Origin of the sequence: Burkholderia metallica (genome assembly GCF_001718555.1) — a bacterium.
Taxonomy (GTDB): Bacteria; Pseudomonadota; Gammaproteobacteria; order Burkholderiales; family Burkholderiaceae; genus Burkholderia; species Burkholderia metallica.
The window spans coordinates 1,767,098-1,785,463 of sequence record NZ_CP013403.1 but is presented as its reverse complement, the minus strand read 5'-3'; the positions used below and the strand labels follow the sequence as shown (position 1 = coordinate 1,785,463).

15 protein-coding genes are annotated in these 18,366 nt (G+C 68.6%); 5 read left to right on the top strand and 10 right to left on the bottom strand.

Annotated features, from left to right (window positions below; all coding sequences use genetic code 11):
• Nucleotides 1-10: 10 nt before the first annotated feature.
• Both WJ16_RS27610 and WJ16_RS27605 read right to left on the bottom strand, forming a co-directional pair.
• The gene (locus WJ16_RS27610) at nucleotides 11-931 is read right to left on the bottom strand and encodes a bestrophin family protein (protein ID WP_069260189.1); all 921 of its coding nucleotides are present in this window, start codon (nucleotides 929-931) and stop codon (nucleotides 11-13) included.
• A 12-nt stretch (nucleotides 932-943) separates the two neighbouring features.
• Complete coding sequence (locus WJ16_RS27605) at nucleotides 944-3,268, bottom strand: FdhF/YdeP family oxidoreductase (protein WP_069260188.1); 2,325 nt, start codon at nucleotides 3,266-3,268, stop codon at nucleotides 944-946.
• Between the two features lie 152 nt (nucleotides 3,269-3,420).
• Here WJ16_RS27605 and WJ16_RS27600 point away from each other — a divergent pair, with 152 nt between their 5' ends.
• The gene (locus WJ16_RS27600; RefSeq protein ID WP_069260187.1) at nucleotides 3,421-4,842 is read left to right on the top strand and encodes an aminotransferase-like domain-containing protein; all 1,422 of its coding nucleotides are present in this window, start codon (nucleotides 3,421-3,423) and stop codon (nucleotides 4,840-4,842) included.
• Nucleotides 4,843-4,879: 37 nt separating this feature from the next.
• Here WJ16_RS27600 and WJ16_RS27595 read toward each other — a convergent pair whose 3' ends face one another.
• Nucleotides 4,880-6,130, bottom strand: coding sequence for a mechanosensitive ion channel family protein (locus tag WJ16_RS27595; RefSeq protein WP_069260186.1), 1,251 nt, complete (start codon nucleotides 6,128-6,130; stop codon nucleotides 4,880-4,882).
• Nucleotides 6,131-6,622: 492 nt separating this feature from the next.
• Between WJ16_RS27595 and WJ16_RS27590 the strand changes: the two genes are divergently transcribed.
• Nucleotides 6,623-8,341, top strand: coding sequence for a SulP family inorganic anion transporter (locus WJ16_RS27590; protein WP_069260185.1), 1,719 nt, complete (start codon nucleotides 6,623-6,625; stop codon nucleotides 8,339-8,341).
• A 185-nt stretch (nucleotides 8,342-8,526) separates the two neighbouring features.
• On the opposite strand, the gene WJ16_RS27585 is transcribed toward WJ16_RS27590, so the two are convergent.
• From WJ16_RS27585 to WJ16_RS27565, 5 genes are all read right to left on the bottom strand, one after another.
• A complete protein-coding gene (locus WJ16_RS27585) occupies nucleotides 8,527-9,981 on the bottom strand; it encodes a DHA2 family efflux MFS transporter permease subunit (RefSeq protein WP_069260184.1) in 1,455 nt (484 codons plus the stop codon).
• Complete coding sequence (locus WJ16_RS27580) at nucleotides 9,978-10,541, bottom strand: cysteine hydrolase family protein (protein WP_069260183.1); 564 nt, start codon at nucleotides 10,539-10,541, stop codon at nucleotides 9,978-9,980. The genes WJ16_RS27585 and WJ16_RS27580 overlap by 4 nt, the downstream gene beginning before the upstream one ends.
• A gap of 65 nt (nucleotides 10,542-10,606) precedes the next feature.
• Nucleotides 10,607-11,062 (bottom strand): MarR family winged helix-turn-helix transcriptional regulator, encoded by a 456-nt coding sequence (locus tag WJ16_RS27575; RefSeq protein WP_084636121.1) that lies wholly within the window; start codon nucleotides 11,060-11,062, stop codon nucleotides 10,607-10,609.
• Between the two features lie 72 nt (nucleotides 11,063-11,134).
• Entirely contained in the window at nucleotides 11,135-11,368 is a 234-nt protein-coding gene (locus tag WJ16_RS27570; RefSeq protein ID WP_069260182.1) for a DUF7661 family protein, read from the bottom strand.
• Between the two features lie 43 nt (nucleotides 11,369-11,411).
• Nucleotides 11,412-12,506 carry a serine hydrolase gene (locus tag WJ16_RS27565; protein ID WP_069260181.1) on the bottom strand — a complete coding sequence of 365 codons (1,095 nt, stop codon included), beginning with the start codon at nucleotides 12,504-12,506 and terminating at the stop codon, nucleotides 11,412-11,414.
• A gap of 91 nt (nucleotides 12,507-12,597) precedes the next feature.
• On the opposite strand from WJ16_RS27565, the gene WJ16_RS35970 reads away from it, so the two are divergent.
• The 3 genes from WJ16_RS35970 (at nucleotide 12,598) to WJ16_RS27550 (ending at nucleotide 14,354) form a co-directional block, all read left to right on the top strand.
• Complete coding sequence (locus tag WJ16_RS35970) at nucleotides 12,598-13,056, top strand: hypothetical protein (RefSeq protein ID WP_157126870.1); 459 nt, start codon at nucleotides 12,598-12,600, stop codon at nucleotides 13,054-13,056.
• A gap of 35 nt (nucleotides 13,057-13,091) precedes the next feature.
• The gene (locus WJ16_RS27555; protein ID WP_069260179.1) at nucleotides 13,092-13,967 is read left to right on the top strand and encodes a LysR family transcriptional regulator; all 876 of its coding nucleotides are present in this window, start codon (nucleotides 13,092-13,094) and stop codon (nucleotides 13,965-13,967) included.
• 102 nt (nucleotides 13,968-14,069) lie between these two features.
• On the top strand, nucleotides 14,070-14,354 hold the full coding sequence (locus tag WJ16_RS27550; RefSeq protein ID WP_069260178.1) for a transcriptional regulator: 285 nt from the start codon (nucleotides 14,070-14,072) through the stop codon (nucleotides 14,352-14,354).
• Nucleotides 14,355-14,437: 83 nt separating this feature from the next.
• Here the strand turns inward: WJ16_RS27550 and WJ16_RS27545 are convergent, their stop codons facing one another.
• The gene (locus WJ16_RS27545; RefSeq protein ID WP_069260177.1) at nucleotides 14,438-15,181 is read right to left on the bottom strand and encodes a transporter; all 744 of its coding nucleotides are present in this window, start codon (nucleotides 15,179-15,181) and stop codon (nucleotides 14,438-14,440) included.
• 77 nt (nucleotides 15,182-15,258) lie between these two features.
• On the bottom strand, nucleotides 15,259-18,042 hold the full coding sequence (gene mgtA, locus WJ16_RS27540; RefSeq protein WP_076606051.1) for a magnesium-translocating P-type ATPase: 2,784 nt from the start codon (nucleotides 18,040-18,042) through the stop codon (nucleotides 15,259-15,261).
• Nucleotides 18,043-18,366: the final 324 nt, after the last annotated feature.

Below are 18,366 nucleotides of genomic sequence, written 5' to 3'. Positions count from 1 at the left end.
GGCCCGCCCGTCAGCTGAGGTGATACGCGTTGACGGGCGTCACTTCCGCCGGCAGCGGCTCGCGGTTCAGTTCGAGCAGCGTGCGCTCGATCTGGCGCGTCATCGCATCGAGGGCGAGATGGTTCGGCCCGTCGCCGAACGGTTCGGCGATCGCATGCGCGATCGCGTCGAGCGCGATCAGCGTATAGGCGACGAACACGGTGACGAACGGCGTCGCCGCGCCGATCGAATCGACGAGGCCGAACGGCAGCAGCACGCAGTACGCATAGATCGTCCGGTGCAGCAGCACGTCGTAGGAGAACGGGATCGGCGTCGACGCGATGCGCTCGCAGCCGCTCACCATCGCCACCAGCTCGTCGAGGCGCGCGTCGAGCATCCACAGGCGCGTGTCGGCGAGGCGGCCCGCATCGGCGCGCGCGGCGAACGCTTCGCGCAGTTCGTGCACGATGACGATCGGGCGGAAGCGGGACGCGGCGATGCGCGCGCAGGTCGCGCCGTCGAGCAGCCCGCGCAGGTCCGCGTCCGGATCGGTGCCGCGCAGCTGATGCTTGAGCGCATGGACGAACGCGACGACCTTGCGCACGAACGCGCGCTGCGCGGCCTCGTCGCGATCGATCGCGCCGTAGCAGAGCGCCTGCGACACCAGCGTGCGCGTCGCGGTCAGCACGCCGCCCCACAGCTGCCGGCCCTCGCGATAGCGTTCGTAGCTCGCGTTGTTGCGGAACCCGGCGAAGATCGCGAGCGTGAGGCCGATCAGCGTGAACGGCGTCGGGTTCAGCGGCACCTTCTCGCCGAGCACGCGGCCGCCGCCCCATACCGCGACCAGGCTGATCGCAAGCGTCAGCAGGAGCTGCGGCAGGATGGTCGGCAGTACCGAACCGTTCCAGACGAGCAGCATCCGCAGCCAGTGCTCGCGCGGCCGAACGATCATCGCCGTGCTCCGTCAGGCGGCGATCGACGCCGGCGCGGCCGCGCGATGCAGCAGCACGGGAATCGACTTCGACGTCGGCGTGTTGCACACGTCGCCGACGCTGTCGAGCGGCACGAGCGGGTTGGTTTCCGGGTAGTACGCGCCGATGCAGCCGCGCGGGATGTCGTATTCGACGAGCAGGAAGCCGTCCGCGCGCCGCGCGATGCCGTCGTGCCACACGGTTTCCATGTCGACCCATTCGCCGGCCTTCAGGCCGAGCATCGCGAGATCGTCGCGGTTCGCGAACACCACGCGGCGCTGGCCGAACACGCCGCGATAGCGGTCGTCGAGCCCGTAGACGGTCGTGTTGTACTGGTCGTGCGAACGCGTGGTCATCAGCGTCATCAGCCGTTCGCCGTGCAGCGCGCGGGCGCGCTGGATCGGCGTGCCGGCCGGCAGCGCGTGCGCGATGAAGTTCGCCTTGCCCGTCGGCGTGAGCCACTCGCGGTCGCGCGACGCCACCCGCAGATGGAAGCCGCCCGGCCGCGCGATGCGCGTGTTGTAGTCGTAGAAGCCGTCGAGCGTCGCCTCGATCGCGTCGCGGATCTTCGCGTAGTCGTCCTTGTACGCGAGCCAGTCGATCTTGCCGCTGCCGAACAGCGCGTGGCCGATGTGCGCGACGATCGCGGGCTCCGACATCAGGTTCGGCGACGCCGGCTTGTTCATCCCGTACGACACGTGGACCATGCTCATCGAATCCTCGACCGTCACGCCTTGCGCGACGTTGTCCTGCAGGTCGATTTCGGTGCGGCCGAGCGTCGGCAGGATCAGCGCGTCGCGGCCGTGGATCAGGTGGCTGCGGTTCAGCTTCGTCGTGATGTGCACCGACAGGTCGCAGCGGCGCATGCCTTCCCACGTGCGCGGCGTGTCGGGCGTCGCCATCGCGAAGTTGCCGCCGAGGCCGATCAGCACCTTCACACGGCCGTCGAGCATCGCTTCGATCGTCTCGACGACGTCGTAGCCGTGGTGGCGCGGCGGCTCGAAATCGAACACGCGGCCGAGCCGGTCGAGGAACGCATGCGACGGCTTCTCCTCGATGCCGACCGTGCGGTTGCCCTGCACGTTCGAGTGGCCGCGCACCGGGCACAGGCCGGCGCCGGGGCGGCCGATGTTGCCGCGCATCAGCATCAGGTTCGTCAGCATCTGCACGGTCGCGACCGAATGCTTGTGCTGCGTGATGCCCATCCCCCACGTCGCGATCACGCGTTCGCTGCGCGCATAAAGCTGCGCGAGGCCGTCGATCTGTTCGTACGGCACGCCGCTTTCGGCCGTCAGCGCGGACCAGCTTTCGTCGCGCAGATCGTCGGCGAACGCGTCGAAGCCGGCCGTGTGTTCGTCGATGAACGCGGTGTCGAGCACGCGCGGCGTGCCGGCGGCGCGCGCGGCGTCGTCGAGTTCGAGCACGCGCTTCGCGATCCCCTTGATCAGCGCGAAATCGCCGCCGATCGTCGGCTGGATGAACGTCGACGCGATCTTCGTGCCCGACATCGTCAGCATTTCCAGCGGGCTTTGCGGATCGGCGAAGCGTTCGAGGCCGCGCTCCTTCAGCGGGTTGATCGACACGATCGTCGCGCCGCGCTTCGCGCATTCGCGCAGCTCGCCCATCATCCGCGGATGGTTGGTGGCCGGGTTCTGGCCGAAGATCAGCAGCGTGTCCGCGTGCTCGAAATCGTCGAGCGTGACGGTGCCCTTGCCGACGCCCACCGACGCCGGCAGCCCGCGGCTCGTCGCCTCGTGGCACATGTTCGAGCAGTCGGGGAAGTTGTTCGTGCCGTAGAGCCGCACCAGCAGCTGGTACAGGAACGCCGCCTCGTTGCTCGCGCGGCCGGACGTGTAGAACGCGGCCTGGTTCGGGTCGGGCAGCGCGCGCAGGTGGCGCGCGATCAGCGCGAACGCGTCGTCCCACGCGATCGGGACGTAGCGGTCGGTCTGCGCGTCGTACACCATCGGATCGGTGAGCCGGCCGTGCTGTTCGAGTTCGAAGTCCGACTGTTCGAGCAGCTCGGCGACCGTGTGCGCGGCGAAGAAGTCGGGCGTCACGCGCTTGCTCGTCGCTTCGGCGGCCACGGCCTTCACGCCGTTTTCGCAGAATTCGAACGTCGATGCGTGCTGGCGATCGGGCCACGCGCACCCCGGGCAGTCGAAGCCGTCCGGCTGGTTCTGGCGCAGCAGCGTGCGGTAGTTGCCGCCGGCGACCTTTTCCTTGATCAGATTGATCGTGACGGCCTTGAGCGCACCCCAGCCGGCGGCCGGGTGGGTGTACGGTTCGATGCGCGCGGTGGCGGATTTCTTTTTCATGATGCGGGTGTCGGGGTCGATGGCTGCAGAGTACGCGCGGCCCCCGTCCGGCTGTGTGTACACCTGTTCACTTCAAAAAAGAGTACAGTTTCGGCCATTCAGGCAGTACGGATCGCAACTGTATCGTTGAAGGGAAGTTGAAAGGGAGGCGCGTGAAGCGTTACGAACAACTGGCCGACGAGCTCCACGCGCAGATCGAGCGCGGCGTGTACCGGCCCGGCGAGCGGATTCCGTCGGTGCGGCAGGCGAGCCGGCAGCAGCAGCTCAGCGTCACGACCGTGCTGCGCGCGTACCTCGTGCTGGAAAGCCGCGGGCTGATCGAAAGCCGGCCGCAATCGGGCTATTTCGTCCGCGCACGCGCCGCGGCGCCGGCCGAGGCCGAGCTGCACACGTCGGCGCCGACCGCCGAGCCGTCGGCGGTGGACGTGAGCCGGCTGGTGCTGTCGACGCTGCGCTCGATCGCGCGCGACGACGCGGTGCCGCTGGGTTCGCCGTATCCCGATGCGTCGCAGTTTCCGGTGCAGCGTCTCGCACGCTATGCGCAGACGATCGGCCGCCGTCGCACGCGCTGGGGCGTGATCGACGATCTGCCGCCGGGCAACCAGGAACTGATTCGCCAGATCGCGCGGCGTTATGCGGAGCGCGGGATCGCGGTCGAACCCGGCGAGATCGTGATGACGATCGGCGCGACCGAGGCGATCAACCTGTGCCTGCAGGCCGTCGCGAAACCGGGCGACACGATCGCGGTGGAGTCGCCTACCTTCTACGCGATGCTGCACGCGATCGAGCGGATGGGCATGCGTGCGCTGGAAATCGCGACGCACCCGGGCGACGGCATCGATCTCGACGCGCTCGAACGGGTGCTCGAGAGCGAGCGCATCGCCGCGTGCATGGTGATGCCGAACTTCCAGAATCCGCTCGGCTTCCAGATGCCCGATGAACGCAAGCGCGCGCTCGTCGAACTGCTGGCGAAGCACGGCGTGCCGGCGATCGAGAGCGACGTCTATCACGAGCTTCACTTCGGCGACACGACGCCGAGCGCGCTGAAGTCGTTCGACCGCGACGGGCTCGTGCTGCATTGCGCGTCGTTCACGAAGAGCCTGTCGCCGCGCTACCGGATCGGCTGGGCGATGCCGGGCCGCTACCGCGACCAGGTCGAGAAGCTGAAATTCCTGAACACGCTCGCGACGCCCGCGATCGAGCAGCTCGCGATTGCCGAGTACCTGAAACACGACGGCTACGATTTCCACCTGCGGCGCATGCGCAAGCAGTACGCGCAGCAGGCGAGCCTGATGAGCGCGATGGTGCGGCGTTTCTTTCCGGAAGGCACGCGGCTGTCGCAGCCGCAGGGCGGTTACGTGCTGTGGGTCGAGCTGCCGCCGCAGGTCGACGCGATGAAGCTGTATGCGCTCGCGCTCGCGCAGCGGATCACGGTCGGGCCCGGGCACATGTTCTCGGCCGGCACCGATTACCGGCATTTCATCCGGCTCAACTACAGTTATCCGTGGTCGCGCCAGATCGAGGAAGCGTTGAAGGTGCTCGGCCGGCTCGCGTCGGAGTGCGCGGCGCGCTGAGGGCGGGGCGGCGGCCGCTCACCGGCTGCCGCCTACGTCAACCCGCGTGTGGCGCCTGCAGCGCGGTTTGCGCGGCGCCGACCATCTGCCGCATGTCGAAGCCCGACGGATGCTGGTACACGCGCAGCCCGAATTCCGGCAGCACGGCGATCAGGTGGTCGAACAGGTCGGCCTGGATGGCTTCGTAGTCGACCCAGGTCGTCGTGTCGGTGAAGCAGTACAGTTCGAGCGGAATGCCTTCGGCCGTGAGCGGCAGTTGCCGCGCCATGCAGGTCATGTCGCGGCGGATGCGCGGATGGCCGTTCAGGTAGTTCGCGACGTACGCGCGGAACGTGCCGAGGTTCGTCAGCTGGCGGCGGTTCGCCGCGCAGTCGCCGGCCGCGCCGAGCGTGCCGTTCCACTGCGCGATCGCATCGACCTTGTCCTCGAGATAATCCTTCAGCAGCGTCAGGCGTTCGAGCCGTTCGATTTCGTCGTCGGTCAGAAAGCGCACGCTCGTCGCGTCGACGAACAGCGCGCGCTTGATGCGGCGGCCACCGGCTTCGGTCATCCCGCGCCAGTTCTGATAGCTCTCGGTGATCAGCTTCCACGTGGGCACCGTGATGATCGTGTGGTCGAAGTTCGCGACCTTCACGGTGTTCAGCGTGATGTCGATCACGGTGCCGTCCGCGCCGGCCGACGGCATCGTGATCCAGTCGCCGATCCGCAGCATGTCGTTCGACGACAGCTGCACGCCGGCGACGAGGCCGAGCAGCGTGTCCTTGAAGATCAGCATCAGCACCGCCGACATCGCACCGATGCCGGACAGCAGCAGGCCGATCTGCTTGCCGGTCGCGTCGCCGATCACGACGAGCGCGGCCGTGATGAACATCACGAGCTTGACGAGCTGCATCGCGCCTTTCAGCGACAGGCGCGGCTGGTCGTGCTGATCGCGCTGGTAAGTGCGATGCGTATGTTCGAGCGCCGAGAGCGTCGCACTGACGGTCATCGTCACGAGGAACACGATCAGCGCGAACAGCACCTTGTCGGCAGCCTGCGCGGCCCCGACCGGGATGCCGGGCACCACGCCGAGCCCGAGCTTGATCACGACGAACGGGACGATGCGGTTCAGCCACTTGAATGCGCCGAACTCGAACAGCGCGTCGTCGACGCGTGTGGCGGAGCGGCGCGCGACGCGCGCGACCACGCGGAACAGCAGGAAATGGACGACGGTGGTGATCGCGCCGGCGGCGGCGAGCAGGACGAGGGTACCGACGAGCGGCGCAAACCAGGATTCGTTCAGGGTCATAGGGGCAAGCAGGGTCCTTCTGATGCGTTGAATCGGCGCCGCGGCGCGGCGCGCGCCCGGTGAAGGGCACATGAAAGGGACCGTGATTGTGCCATCGGGTTCCATGCGCGTTGTCGTGAACGCGGGGTGCGCGGCTCCCGAATCTTCTCACCGTTATGCAGGTGTCCTCTGTAACGAGGTGAGGGGCGGCGATGAAAACGCTTCACCGCAAGCGGTCGTACGAGCACGTTGCAGGATGCGCCGCACGCCGGCCCGACCCCGGCGCGATGCCGCCAGCGCGGGCCGTCGCGCTTCGATGCGCGCGACCGGCGATCCGTGCAATCATGCGGGCGTCGCAACGCTCGTCGGCGCGCCGTTCGTCGTTGCGCGGCCCATGCGCCGACGGTGAGCGACACGCGCGTTCTTCGCGCACTTGCCCCGCGATGCCTGCGCCGGGCACGATGCGCGAACGGCTTCGCGAACCCCGTCACCCCGAATTCACGCAATTCACGCATGCAAGATTCCAACGAAACGCGCCCGTCGCGCGTGCGGCTGCTGCAAGGCATCCTCCCGATCCGCCGTGGCGGGGCCGTTCGCGACATCTTCGCGGGCATTTCGCTCGCGTCGATGGACGTCCCGCAGGTGCTCGGCTATGCGCGCATTGCCGGCATGCCGGCCGTCACGGGCCTCTATACGGTGTTCCTGCCGCTCGTCGCGTTCGCGTGCTTCGGCGCGTCGCGGCATCTGGTGGTGGCCGCCGATTCCGCGACCGCGACGATCTTCGCGAGTCGGCTGTCGTCGATGGCGCCGCCCGGCAGCGCCGACTACGTGGCGCTGGCCGGCATGGTCGCGCTGCTGACCGCCGCGATGCTGCTGCTCGCGCGCATCTTCAAGCTCGGTTTCCTCGCCGATTTCCTGTCGCGCACGGTGCTGGTCGGCTTTCTTGCCGGCGTCGGCGTGCAGTTGTCGATCGCGATGCTCGGCGACATGCTCGGGCTGGCCGTGCCGTACCCGGCGTCGCGCAGCGTGGCGCAGCTCGACTACGTCGTCACGCATCTCGTCCACACGAACCGGCCGACGTTCGCGCTCGCGGCGCTCGTCGTCGTCGCGATTCTCGCGTGCAAGCGGTATCTGCCGCGCGTGCCGATGCCGATGATCGCGGTCGCGGGCAGCATCGCGGCAAGCGCCGCGTTCGGATTCGCCGCGCACGGCATCGCGGTGCTCGGGCCGGTTGCTGGCGGGTTGCCGCCGTTGCGCTGGCCGTCCGTCACGTGGCAGCAGTGCCTCGATCTCGTGCCGGTCGCGGCGTCCTGCTTCGTGATGATCATTGCGCAGAGCGCGGCCGCCGCGCGCGTGTTCGCGCAGCAGTATGGCGAGGACGTCGACACCAACGCCGACATCCTCGGCCTCGCGGCCGCGAATGCGGCTGCGGCGGTGGGCGGCGCGTTCGTCGTCAACGGCAGCCCGACGCAGACGGCGATGGCCGACGGCGCGGGCGTGCGCAGCCAGATCGGGCATCTCGCGTTCGCGGCCGTGGTGGCGGTGGTCCTGCTGTTCTTCAGCACGTATCTGCAGTACCTGCCGCATGCGGTGCTGGCCGGCATCGTGTTCACGATCGCGCTCGGGCTGATCAACGTGCGCAGCCTCGCCGCGATTCGCAAGGAAAGCCCCGGCGAATTCACGCTCGCGCTGGTGACGGCCGCGGCCGTCGTGACGGTCGGCGTCGAGCACGGCATTCTGCTGGCCGTCGCGCTGTCGCTGCTGCGGCACGTGCGCCACAGCTACCAGCCGCACACGATGGTGCTCGAACCCGTCGAAGGCAATGGCCGGTGGCAGCCGGTGCCCACGCGGCGCGGCGCGATGACGGCGCCCGGGCTGATCGTCTACCGGTTCGGCGCCGACCTGTTCTTCGCGAACGACCATCGGTTCGCCGCCGAAGTGACGGAGCTCGTCGATGCGGCACCGGTGCCGACGCGCTGGTTCGTCGTCGATGCGGGCGCGATCACCGACGTCGACTATTCGGCCGCGCGGACGCTGGTCGAGCTCGTCCGGATGCTGCACGCACGCGGGATCGGCGTGCTGTTCGGGCGCGTCAATCGCTACCTGCGCGCGGACATGGATCGTCACGGGATCACCGGCGTCGTCGGCGCGTCGCGCGTTTTCCCGACGCTGCATCAGGCGCTCGAGGCCGCCGGCACGACGCCGGCGCCGCAGGAACCGGGCGTCGTGTAGCGGGCTGGCGCCAGGCCGCCGGGCGCAGGCGCGCGAGTTGCGTCGCGGCCGGCGTGTGCTGCTCGCGTTGCAGTTCGCGATGAAGGCGGTGGGGGCTCGGCGTGCTGCTCGTGGTGTCGATCTTGCCGACGTGGCTGCCGTAGCGTTGCCCCACGACGCCGCACGCGCGGCGCCGCGTTGCGCACTCAGCGCGAACCGGCGCGCGCGACGCCCGTGGAGGGTCCGCCCGCACCGGTCGACCACAGCGGCAGCCGCAGTGTCGTGACGAAGCTCGCCGCGTGCAGCACGCAGAGCAGCCCGAACGCCCACGCATACGCGTTCGCCTGCGTGCCGCCGCTCGCCACCGATTCGGCCTGCAGCCGCCACGCGAGGAACAGCGTGCACACGGTCGTGAAGGTCGGGCCGCCGAGACGCTGCACGATATTGAGCGAGGTCGTCGCCATCGGCAGGTTGCGGCGCTCGACCGATGCATACGCGGCGGCGATCGACGGTGCGCCGATCGCGCTCTGGCCCATGCCGCGCAGAAACAGCGCCGGCACGAGCAGGTAGGGATCGTAGCCGGTCAGCGCGAGGAACACGAACGGCAGCGTCGCGAGCAGCGCGAGCATCGCGCCGGCGGCGGCCAGCCGGCGCACGCCGAACCGGCTCGTCAGCGCGCCCATCGACGGATACGTGACGAGCATGCCGAGGCCCATCGGCGCGAGCAGCCAGCCCATTTCGCCGGGCGTGCGGCCGCACGCCTGGATCAGAAACACCGGGATCAGCATCTGGCCCGCGAACAGCGCGCCGTTCGACAGAAACTGCGTCGCCGCGGCCGCGCCGAACACCTTGCGGCGAAACAGCGCAAGGTCGATCAGCGCGTGGTCGCCACGCCGCGTTTCGACCCACAGGAACGCCGCGAGCAGGCACGCCGACGCGACGATCGCCGCGATGCCGGGCGCTTCGTCGATCCGCTCGATGCCGTACAGGAACAGCACGAGCCCCGGCGACAGCAGCGCGAGGCCGACCCAGTCGAGTTCGCGCGGCCGCGTGTCGTCGCGGTCGCCGGGCAGGAACCGCGCGGCCAGCGCGAGCGCGAGCACGCCGACGGGCAGGTTCACGAGAAACAGCCAGCGCCACGACGCGTGCTGCAGGATCGCGCCGGCGACGACCGGGCCGAGGATCGGCGCGAGCAGCACCGGCACGGCCGCGTAGCCGATCACGCGCGCCATCTGCTGGCCGGCCGCGCGCGCGATCATCATCTGCGCCATCGGTGCGAGCAGCCCGCCGCTCACGCCTTGCAGCACGCGAAACGCGATCAGCGACGAGGCGGACCACGCGAGCCCGCACAGTGCCGACGTGAGCGTGAACGCCGAGAAGCACCACAGGTACAGCGTCTTCGCGCCGATCCGGTCGACGAGCCAGCCGTTCAGCGGCAGCACCAGCGTGAGCGCGAGCAGGTAGCCGCTCGTCACCCACTGGATCGTCGCGAGGCTCGCGTGCAGGTCGGTCGCGAGGCTCGACAGCGACACGTTGACGATCGTCGCGTCGAGCTGCGACAGCAGCGAGCCGAGCGTCGCGACCGCGCCGACCTTCCAGATCGACGGATCGAGCCGGCCGGCCGCGCGGCCCGGCGCCGGTTGCGTGCGCTCGCCGCTCACGCGCCGCGCCGGTCGAGCAGCGCGACGATGTCCTGCGTCGTGCCCGTCTCGCCGAGGCGCGGGAACAGGCGCTCGACGCTGTTCGCGTGTGCATCGGCGTTGAGGTCGGTCATCGCGTCGACGGCGAGCGTGACGTTGTAGCCGAGTTCGTGCGCCTGGCGGGCGGTCGATTCGACACCGATGCTCGTCGCGACGCCGGTCAGCACGATCTGCGTGACGCCGGCCGCCTTCAGGTGCGCGTCGAGGCCGGTGCCGGTGAACGCGCCCCAGGTTTTCTTCGTTACGACGTGGTCGTCCGGCTGCCGGTTCAGTTCAGGCACGAGTTCGGCCCAGTCGGCCGGGAGCGGCGCCGTGCGCGGCGGTTGCTCGTTGCGACCTGGCGCGACGCCCGCGACGTTGACGAGCACGACCGGCAGGCCGCGGCTGCGGAATGCGTCGAGCAGCGTGCGGGCGTGCGCGATCACCGGCGCGACCGGGTGCGCGGTGGGGAGGGCGACGATGCCTTTCTGCAGGTCGATGACGACGAGGGCCGTGTTCGTATCGAGGCGGGTTACGCTCATGATGGGACTCCGTGAAAGGGACGAGGAAAGCCGTGCGCGCGGATGCGCTCGCGCGCAGGCCGGGTTCAGGGCTCGCCGATGCGACGAATCAACGGGATCGCGGCGGCGAGCGTGGCGATGTCGTCGGGGTCGAGTTGCGCGATCGCGGCGCCGAGCCATTTGTTTTTCGCGGCGTTGCGCTTGAGTCGTGCGTCGAGGCCGGCCGCGGTCAGCCGGAACAGGATCTGGCGGCCGTCGGTCGGATGCGGTTCGCGCTCGACGAGACCGTCTTCCTCGAGGCTCGCGAGAATCGCTTTCATCGACTGTGGCTTCATCGCTTCGGCGCGTGCAAGATCGGCGGTCGTCATCGGTCCATGCCGCTGGAGTCGCGCGAGCGCGCTCGTCTGCGACATGCCGAGCCCTTCGGAATCGACCTCGGAGCGCAGCCGCCGGATCAACTGGCCGACCGCGAGGGTCAGCTCGGCGGCGACGGTATCGGCGGAAACGCCGGGTTTGCGTGGCGGGTTCATGCGGCGGATCATAGAACACGACAGGCAAACTTGCAAGTTTACCTGTCGAATTGATCGCCGGGGCGGGGTGTCGCGGTGCGGCGGTTACGTGCTGCGGCGCGGGACCGGGACGACTTCGCCGTAGCGCGGCGTTGCGTTTTCGTGGAGCAGGTCGCCGAGGTATTGCGCGAGCTCGTCCGCGGCGAGTTCGGACGGAATGAGCAGGTTGGCCGGGCGGCGCTTGCCGTCGGCGCCGAGATCGAACACGTGCCAGCGGCCGTTGTTGCGCACGACGGCGAGCAGCCGGCCAAATGCGTTGAAGCGGTATTCATCGTGCATCGCATCGCTCCGTGGGGTGAGCGTGCCGGCCGCCCCTGCACACTCACTGGATCGAGCAGGACAGCCAGCGATGGATCTTGAGTGCGTCGCTCGACACGCCCGCACGCGTCGGCGCACCGAGCAGCACGATCGTCTCGCGGCGGCCCTTGACACGCATGCGCATCACGACGCCGTGCCCCGACTCGTTGATGAAGCCGGTCTTCTGCAGGCGGATCGGCAGGCGGCGGTAGCGCACGAGCGGATCGGAATTCACGTACAGCAGCTCGCCGTCGCCCGGGCGCACGGTGGTCGACGTATCCGTCGAGAAATAGCGAATCAGCGGGTCCTGCGCCGCCGCGCCGACGAGCTTCGCGAGGTCCTCGGCCGTCGACACGTTGTGCGGCGACAGCCCGGTGGGCTCGCGGAAGTGCGTATGACGCATGCCGAGCCGGCGCGCTTCGCGGTTCATCGCGCTGACGAACGCGGCGCGTCCGCCCGGATAGTCGCGGCTGAGCGCGGCGGCCGCGCGGTTTTCCGACGACATCAGCGCGATATGGAACATCTCGCGGCGCGACAGCTCGGCGCCGACCCGCAGGCGCGAGCCGGTGAACTTGATCGTGTCGCGGTCGCGCGCGGTGACGCGCAGCACGCCGTTCAGCGGACGGTCGGCATCGCGCGCGACGACGGCCGTCATCAGTTTCGAAATCGACGCGATCGGCCGCACGGTGCGGGCGTTGCGGGCCAGCAGCGGCGTGCCGGAGTCGACGTCGAGCACGTAGGCGGCGCGTGAATGGAGTGCGTTGACCGCGCGCGGGCCGTAGCCGCAGCTCGCCATCAGGCGCGGCTTGCCGGCCGGGCGCGGGCGCACCGCCTGCGTGCGCTTGCCGCGACGAGGCTGCGGGGCCGGCGCCGCGTGGCGCTTGACCGCGTGATGCTTCACGCGCGGGCGGCGATGCTTGACGGCCTTCTTGTTGCGCCGGGCCGGCTTCTTCCTGACGGATTTCTTGACCGCCTTCGCCGGCGCATGAGCATGCGCTGCGCGCGGCGGCGGGTTGCGTGGCGTGGACGATGCGTGCGTCGAGAATGCGAGCATCAGCATCGACAGGGCGACGAGCACGGTGGTCCGGGCGAATGGCAGGCGCGCGATGAGGCCGGTCAAGCGAAAGTCTCCTTTTCACGCGCGGTGAGGCTGCGTGGAATGCGTGGGCGATCAGCGGGATGCGGAAAATTATACGGTCGATCGCGGGGCGATGACGTTTGAAGGCGGGAAACGACGGGGGGGCGGTGAGTGCCGGCGGTGCTGGGCGGCGATCGGAGCGGCGCGCGCGCTCGAAGGCGCGCCGTTTGTGACACGGTGTGCGGCGCGCTCGTGGACCGATCGCGCTGACGCTCAACGCGGCCAGTTCCGCCGCGACACCACCGCGAAACTGATCGCGATCGAACCGGTCACGGGGCGCGGCGGTGCATCGCTCGTCGCGCTCATCGCATCGACGGCATCGCCGAAACGAAAGCGGCGGCCGCGACCGTCAGCGCGGCCGGTCCGTTCGACCCGCTCCGCACGCCGTTTCGGCGTTGCGGTGCATTCGTCGATCGCGGCCGGCGCGCACGCGGTGTCGTCGGGCGGCGCTTCGCAGAAGGGAAGAAGGGACATGACGATCGATTCCAGGGAGGGCATGTCCGTATTGAACTTCATAGCGTTCGATCGGTAAAATGAATGTTTCGATTGTTACGATTCCTTTTAAGAATGGAATTGAAGCTGCTGCGAACGTTCCTGACCGTCACCGAGCTGTGCCATTTCAGCCGGGCGGCCGATGCGCTGCACATGAGCCAGCCGGCACTGAGCAAGCAGATCGGCGCACTCGAATCGAGCCTGGGCGGCAAGCTCTTCGAGCGCGGCCGGCACGGCGCGGAGCTGACGCCGTTCGGCGAGCGCTTTCTGCCCGACGCGCAGGCGCTCGTGCGCGATGCCGACGAGATGCTCGCGCGTGCGCGTGAGCTGTCGAGCGGGCAGCGTGGCCATCTGCGGCTGGGCATCTGCCTGTCGGTGCTGACGCTCGCGCCGCGGCTCGTCGCGGAATTCCGCAGCCGCAATCCCGGCATTGCCGTCACGCTGAGCGACTTGTCGTCCGCGGAGCAGACGCGGCGGTTGCGCGCGGGCACGCTCGACGCGGGATTCCTGCGGCTGCCGTCGGACGAAGGACTGTCGTCGTTCAAGGTGATCGACGAGGCGCTGGCGCTGGCGGTGCCGCCCCAGCTCGGCCTGAAACGCGTACCGGCCGATCTCGGCACGCTCAACGAGATCGGCTTCATCGCGTTGCAGCGCGCACGCGGGCAAGGGTTGGCCGCGCAGGTCGACCGGTGGTGCGTCGAACGCCGCTTCGTGCCGCGCGTGACGCAGCAGGCCGAAGACGTGCAGTCGGTGCTCGCCTCGGTCGCGGCCGGCGCGGGCGTCGCGTTCATTCCGTCGCGTGCGCAATATCTGCTGCGTGACGCGACGGTCCTGTCGCTCGACGGCAAGGACGCGAAGTGGCGCGTCGGGCTCGCGTGGCTGTCGGACCGCGACGATCCCGTCACCACACGCTTCGTGTCGTTCATGCGTGCCGCGATCAGGAGCGCATGACGGACGAAGCGGTATAGTGTCCCCGGCCGGCGGCGGTTGCCCGATGATCGCGCGCCGGACACCTGAACGAAAGTACCCAGTCTCGCTCATCCACCGTCACTCATGACTTCAGAATCCGACGACGCCCCGCTCGATCCCGCACTCGTTGCGACGCTTGCAACGCTGAACGACGCCGCGGGCGATCCGGCCGGCAAGCCGTGGTCGCTGCCGAAGATCGCGAAGCGCACGCAATTGCCGATGAGCACGCTGCGCCGCGTGCTGACGCAGCTCGACGCCGCCGGCCTGAGCGCGACGACGCTGAACGAGGACGGCAGCGGCAGCGCCGCGCTCACCGCCGAAGGGCGCGTGCTGTGCGCGCAGTTGTTCGGCGCGAACGACGCGCGATAAAAAACGAGCCGCTCGAAGCGGCTCGTCGTCTTGCGCTGCGATGCATGACTCGACAGGCGACGCCGGATGCGTGACCTGCGGCGTCACCACCGCATCGTCACACCACCCATCACCGAATGATCGTAGGTCTGGTCGTTCAGCCCGCGGCGGTAGCCGATGTCGAGATCGAGCCACGGCTTCGGCGAATAGATCGCGCCCGCGATCACGAAGGCCGGATTCGCGCCGGCGCCGCTTTCCGTGTTGCGCGACGTGCCGATGTCGGCCACGATCTGCAGCGTATCGGTCGCCTTGTAGATCGCCGCGCCCGACACGGCCCAGATCGACGTCAGGTCGCCCTGGCGATTCGGCTGGTACGTGATGCCCGCATTCGCGAGAAACGAAAACCGTGCGACGTCGAGCTGCGCGAGCAGCGTCGCGCCGCCGCCCACGCGGCCGGTGCCGAGCCCGCGCCGGTCGTTGCCGGTCGGCGTCGTCAGTTTCGGCTTCAGCGCGACCGACAGCGGGCCGCGCTCGACGAACCGCCATTTCATGCCGATCTCGACGTCGCCGACCCCCGCGCCGTTCTCGTCGGTGCGGGTTTGCAGATGCGTGTACGGCGCGTTCACGTAGAGATCGACGTGCTCGCCGAACCCGCGTGTGAGCGTCGCGTTCCACAGCTGGTGGCGGCCGTTTTCCGGCTGTTTCGAGGTTTCCTCGGCGTTGAACTCGAACTGCCAGTTCGCGTTGCCCTGCGTGCCCGTGTCGTCGCTGACGAGCGGATGGGCGGCGAACGCGTCGAACGGCGCGAGGAGGGCGCTCGCGGCGGCGAGCGGAAGCATTCTTTTCATGATGTCATCCGGGATGCGTTGCGAATCTGCCGGCCCACGCAGCGAGCGCGGGCCGGCAGGCCGTCAGGCGAAGCGGTTCAGAACCACTGCTTGTAGCGGCGCACGTAGATCGTCTTGACGATCTGCGCGAGCAGGATGTAGCCGACCATCGTCGCCGCGAGCCACAGCCAGAACGTGTTCGGCAGATGGATGAAGCCGAGCGATTGCGCGAACGGCGAGAACGGCAGCCAGCAGCCGATCGCGATCGCGGTGAACGTCGACAACAGCACCGGCAGCGCGGCCGTGCTCTGCAGGAACGGAATCTTCTGCGTGCGCAGCAGGTGCACGACGAGCGTCTGCGACACGAGGCTCTCGATGAACCAGCCCGAGTTCATCACGACCTGGCCGCCGGTGCCGCCGTTCAGGTGATACATCGCCCCCGCGCCGAATACCGTCCACATCAGGATGTACGTCGTGATGTCGAACACCGACGACGTCGGCCCGACCCACAGCATGAAGCGGCTGATGTTGCCGGCTTCCCACTTGCGCGGCTTCTTCAGGAACTCGGGGTCCATCTTGTCCCACGGCAGCAGCATCTGCGACGTGTCGTAGATCAGGTTCAGCACGAGCAGCTGCGTCGCGAGCATCGGCTCCCACGGCAGGAACGCGCTGGCGACGAGCACCGAGAACACGTTGCCGAAGTTCGAACTCGCGGTCATGTTCAGGTACTTCAGGATGTTGCCGAACGTCTCGCGGCCCTTGATCACGCCTTCCTCGAGCACCATCAGGCTCTTTTCGAGCAGGATGATGTCGGCCGTTTCCTTCGCGATGTCGGCGCCGCTGTCGACCGAGATGCCGACGTCGGCGTCGCGCAGCGCGGGCGCATCGTTGATGCCGTCGCCGAGGAAGCCGACCGTGTGGCCGTTCGCCTGCAGCGCCTTGACGATGCGCGCCTTCTGCAGCGGCGTGAGCTTCGCGAACACGGTCGTGCGTTCGACGACCTCCGCGAGCGTCGCGTCGTCGAGCGCCTCGATTTCCGTGCCGAGCATCGGCTTGCCGGGTTCGAGACCGACCTGGCGGCAGACCTTCATCGTGACGATCGGGTTGTCGCCCGTCAGCACCTTCACCGCGACGCCGTTCTCGCGCAGCGCGGCGAGCGCCGGTGCGGCCGATTCCTTCGGCGGATCGAGGAAGGTCAGGAAGCCGCGCACGACGAGGTCGCGTTCGTCGGCGGTGCGGTATTGCTGGCGCTCGTCGCCGCGCGGGATCGTGCGCGTCGCGAGCACGAGCACGCGGAAGCCGTCCTGGTTGTACGCGCCGGCCTGTTCGAGCAGCCGCTTGCGCGCGACGAAATCGAGCGGACGCACGCCGTTTTCGTCCTGCACGTGCGTGGAGACGGCCAGCATCTCCTCGACCGCGCCCTTGCAGATCAGCAGGTGCGTGCCGCGCGTGTCCTCGACGACGACCGACAGGCGGCGCCGCACGAAGTCGAACGGCAGCTCGTCGATCTTCTTGTAGCCCTGCGGCTTCACGCGCTCGCCGATTTCGTCGGCACGCGCGACGACCGCGATGTCGATCAGGTTCTTCTGGCCGCTCTGGTGGAAGCTGTTCAGCCAGCCGAGCCGCAGGATCTCCTCGTCCTTGTAGCCCGACAGGTCGAGGTGATGTTCGAGGATGATCTTGTCCTGCGTGAGCGTGCCGGTCTTGTCGGTGCACAGCACGTCCATCGCGCCGAAGTTCTGCACCGAGTTCAGCCGCTTGACGACGACCTTGCGGCGCGCCATCGCGACCGCGCCGCGCGCGAGGTTCGCGCTGACGATCATCGGCAGCATTTCCGGCGTGAGACCCACGGCCACCGCGAGCGCGAACGTGAGTGCGCTCAGCCAGTCGCCCTTGGTCAGCCCGTTGATCATGAACACGATCGGCACCATCACGAACATGAACTTGATCAGCAGCCAGCTCACGCTCGAGACGCCGCGATCGAAGCTCGTCTCGATGCGCTTGTGGCTCACGACGTTGCGCGCGAGCGAGCCGAAGTAGGTGTCCTCGCCGGTCGCGACGACGACGGCCGTCGCCGTGCCGCTGACGACGTTGGTGCCCATGAAGCAGACGTTTTCGAGGTCGAGCAGCGATGCCGGCGCGTCGGTCGCCGCATCGGCCGCACCTGCCGCATCGGCCGTGCCCGTGCCGGCGGATTTGCCGGCGACCGCGCCGAGCGTGTCGTACTTCTCGACCGGCAACGCCTCGCCGGTCAGCACGGCCTGGCTGATGAACAGGTCGCGCGAAGCGAGCAGGCGCACGTCCGCCGGGATCATGTCGCCGGCCGACAGGTGCACGATGTCGCCGGTCACGACTTCGCGCATCGGCACTTCGCGGCGGGCCGGTTCGGACGTGTCGGTCACCGCGCGCTGCACGGTGGCGGTGGTGCGGACCATCGCCTTCAGCTTCTCGGCCGCGCGCAGCGAACGGAATTCCTGCACGAAGCGCAGCAGTGCGCTGATCGTGACCATCGTCAGCAGGATCGTCATGCCGACGTAGTCGCGATCGTCGGGCGCCGCGAAGTAGACGTCGGTGAAGAAGCTGATGGCGGCCAGCACCAGCAGCACGTAGACGAACGGGTTGTGGAACGACAGCAGCAACTGGCGGGTCCAGTGCGGCGGCTTGTCGTGCGCGATTTCGTTCGGGCCGTGGTGCTGCAGGCGGTCGGCGGCCTGGTCGTACGTGAGGCCGCGCGTGCTGGTGTGCAGCGACTTCAGCGTGTCCTCGAGCGGACGGGCCGCTTCCAGCGCGGCGCGCAGGATGCGCGGGTCGTTCTGCGTACCGGCGCCGGCCTTGATGAAGCCGCGCTGTTTCTTGTGCGATGTGTTGTGTCGTGTCGTCATGAGTCGCTCCTTGCGCACGAGGCGGCGCACGGGGAGCGACCGTCACGTCATCGACGCACGAGCGCTTCCCGCCGCGTCGCGTCGGGCGCGATCGGCTGTGGATCGGTGAAGGCGGGAATGCTCGCCGGCGCGTGCGGTGCGGCCGGAGGGGCGATGCGCGGCGTCGCACCGGCGAGCGGTAATCGACTACTGTCGTCTGAGTTCATCAGTATTCCTGTCGGTTGCGGATAATCGGCACGGGCGATCGGCGGCGATGCGCGCAACGAGGCGCGCGGCCGGACGGCACGCGAACGGAGTACGCACGCGGCTGACGCCGCGCGCAAC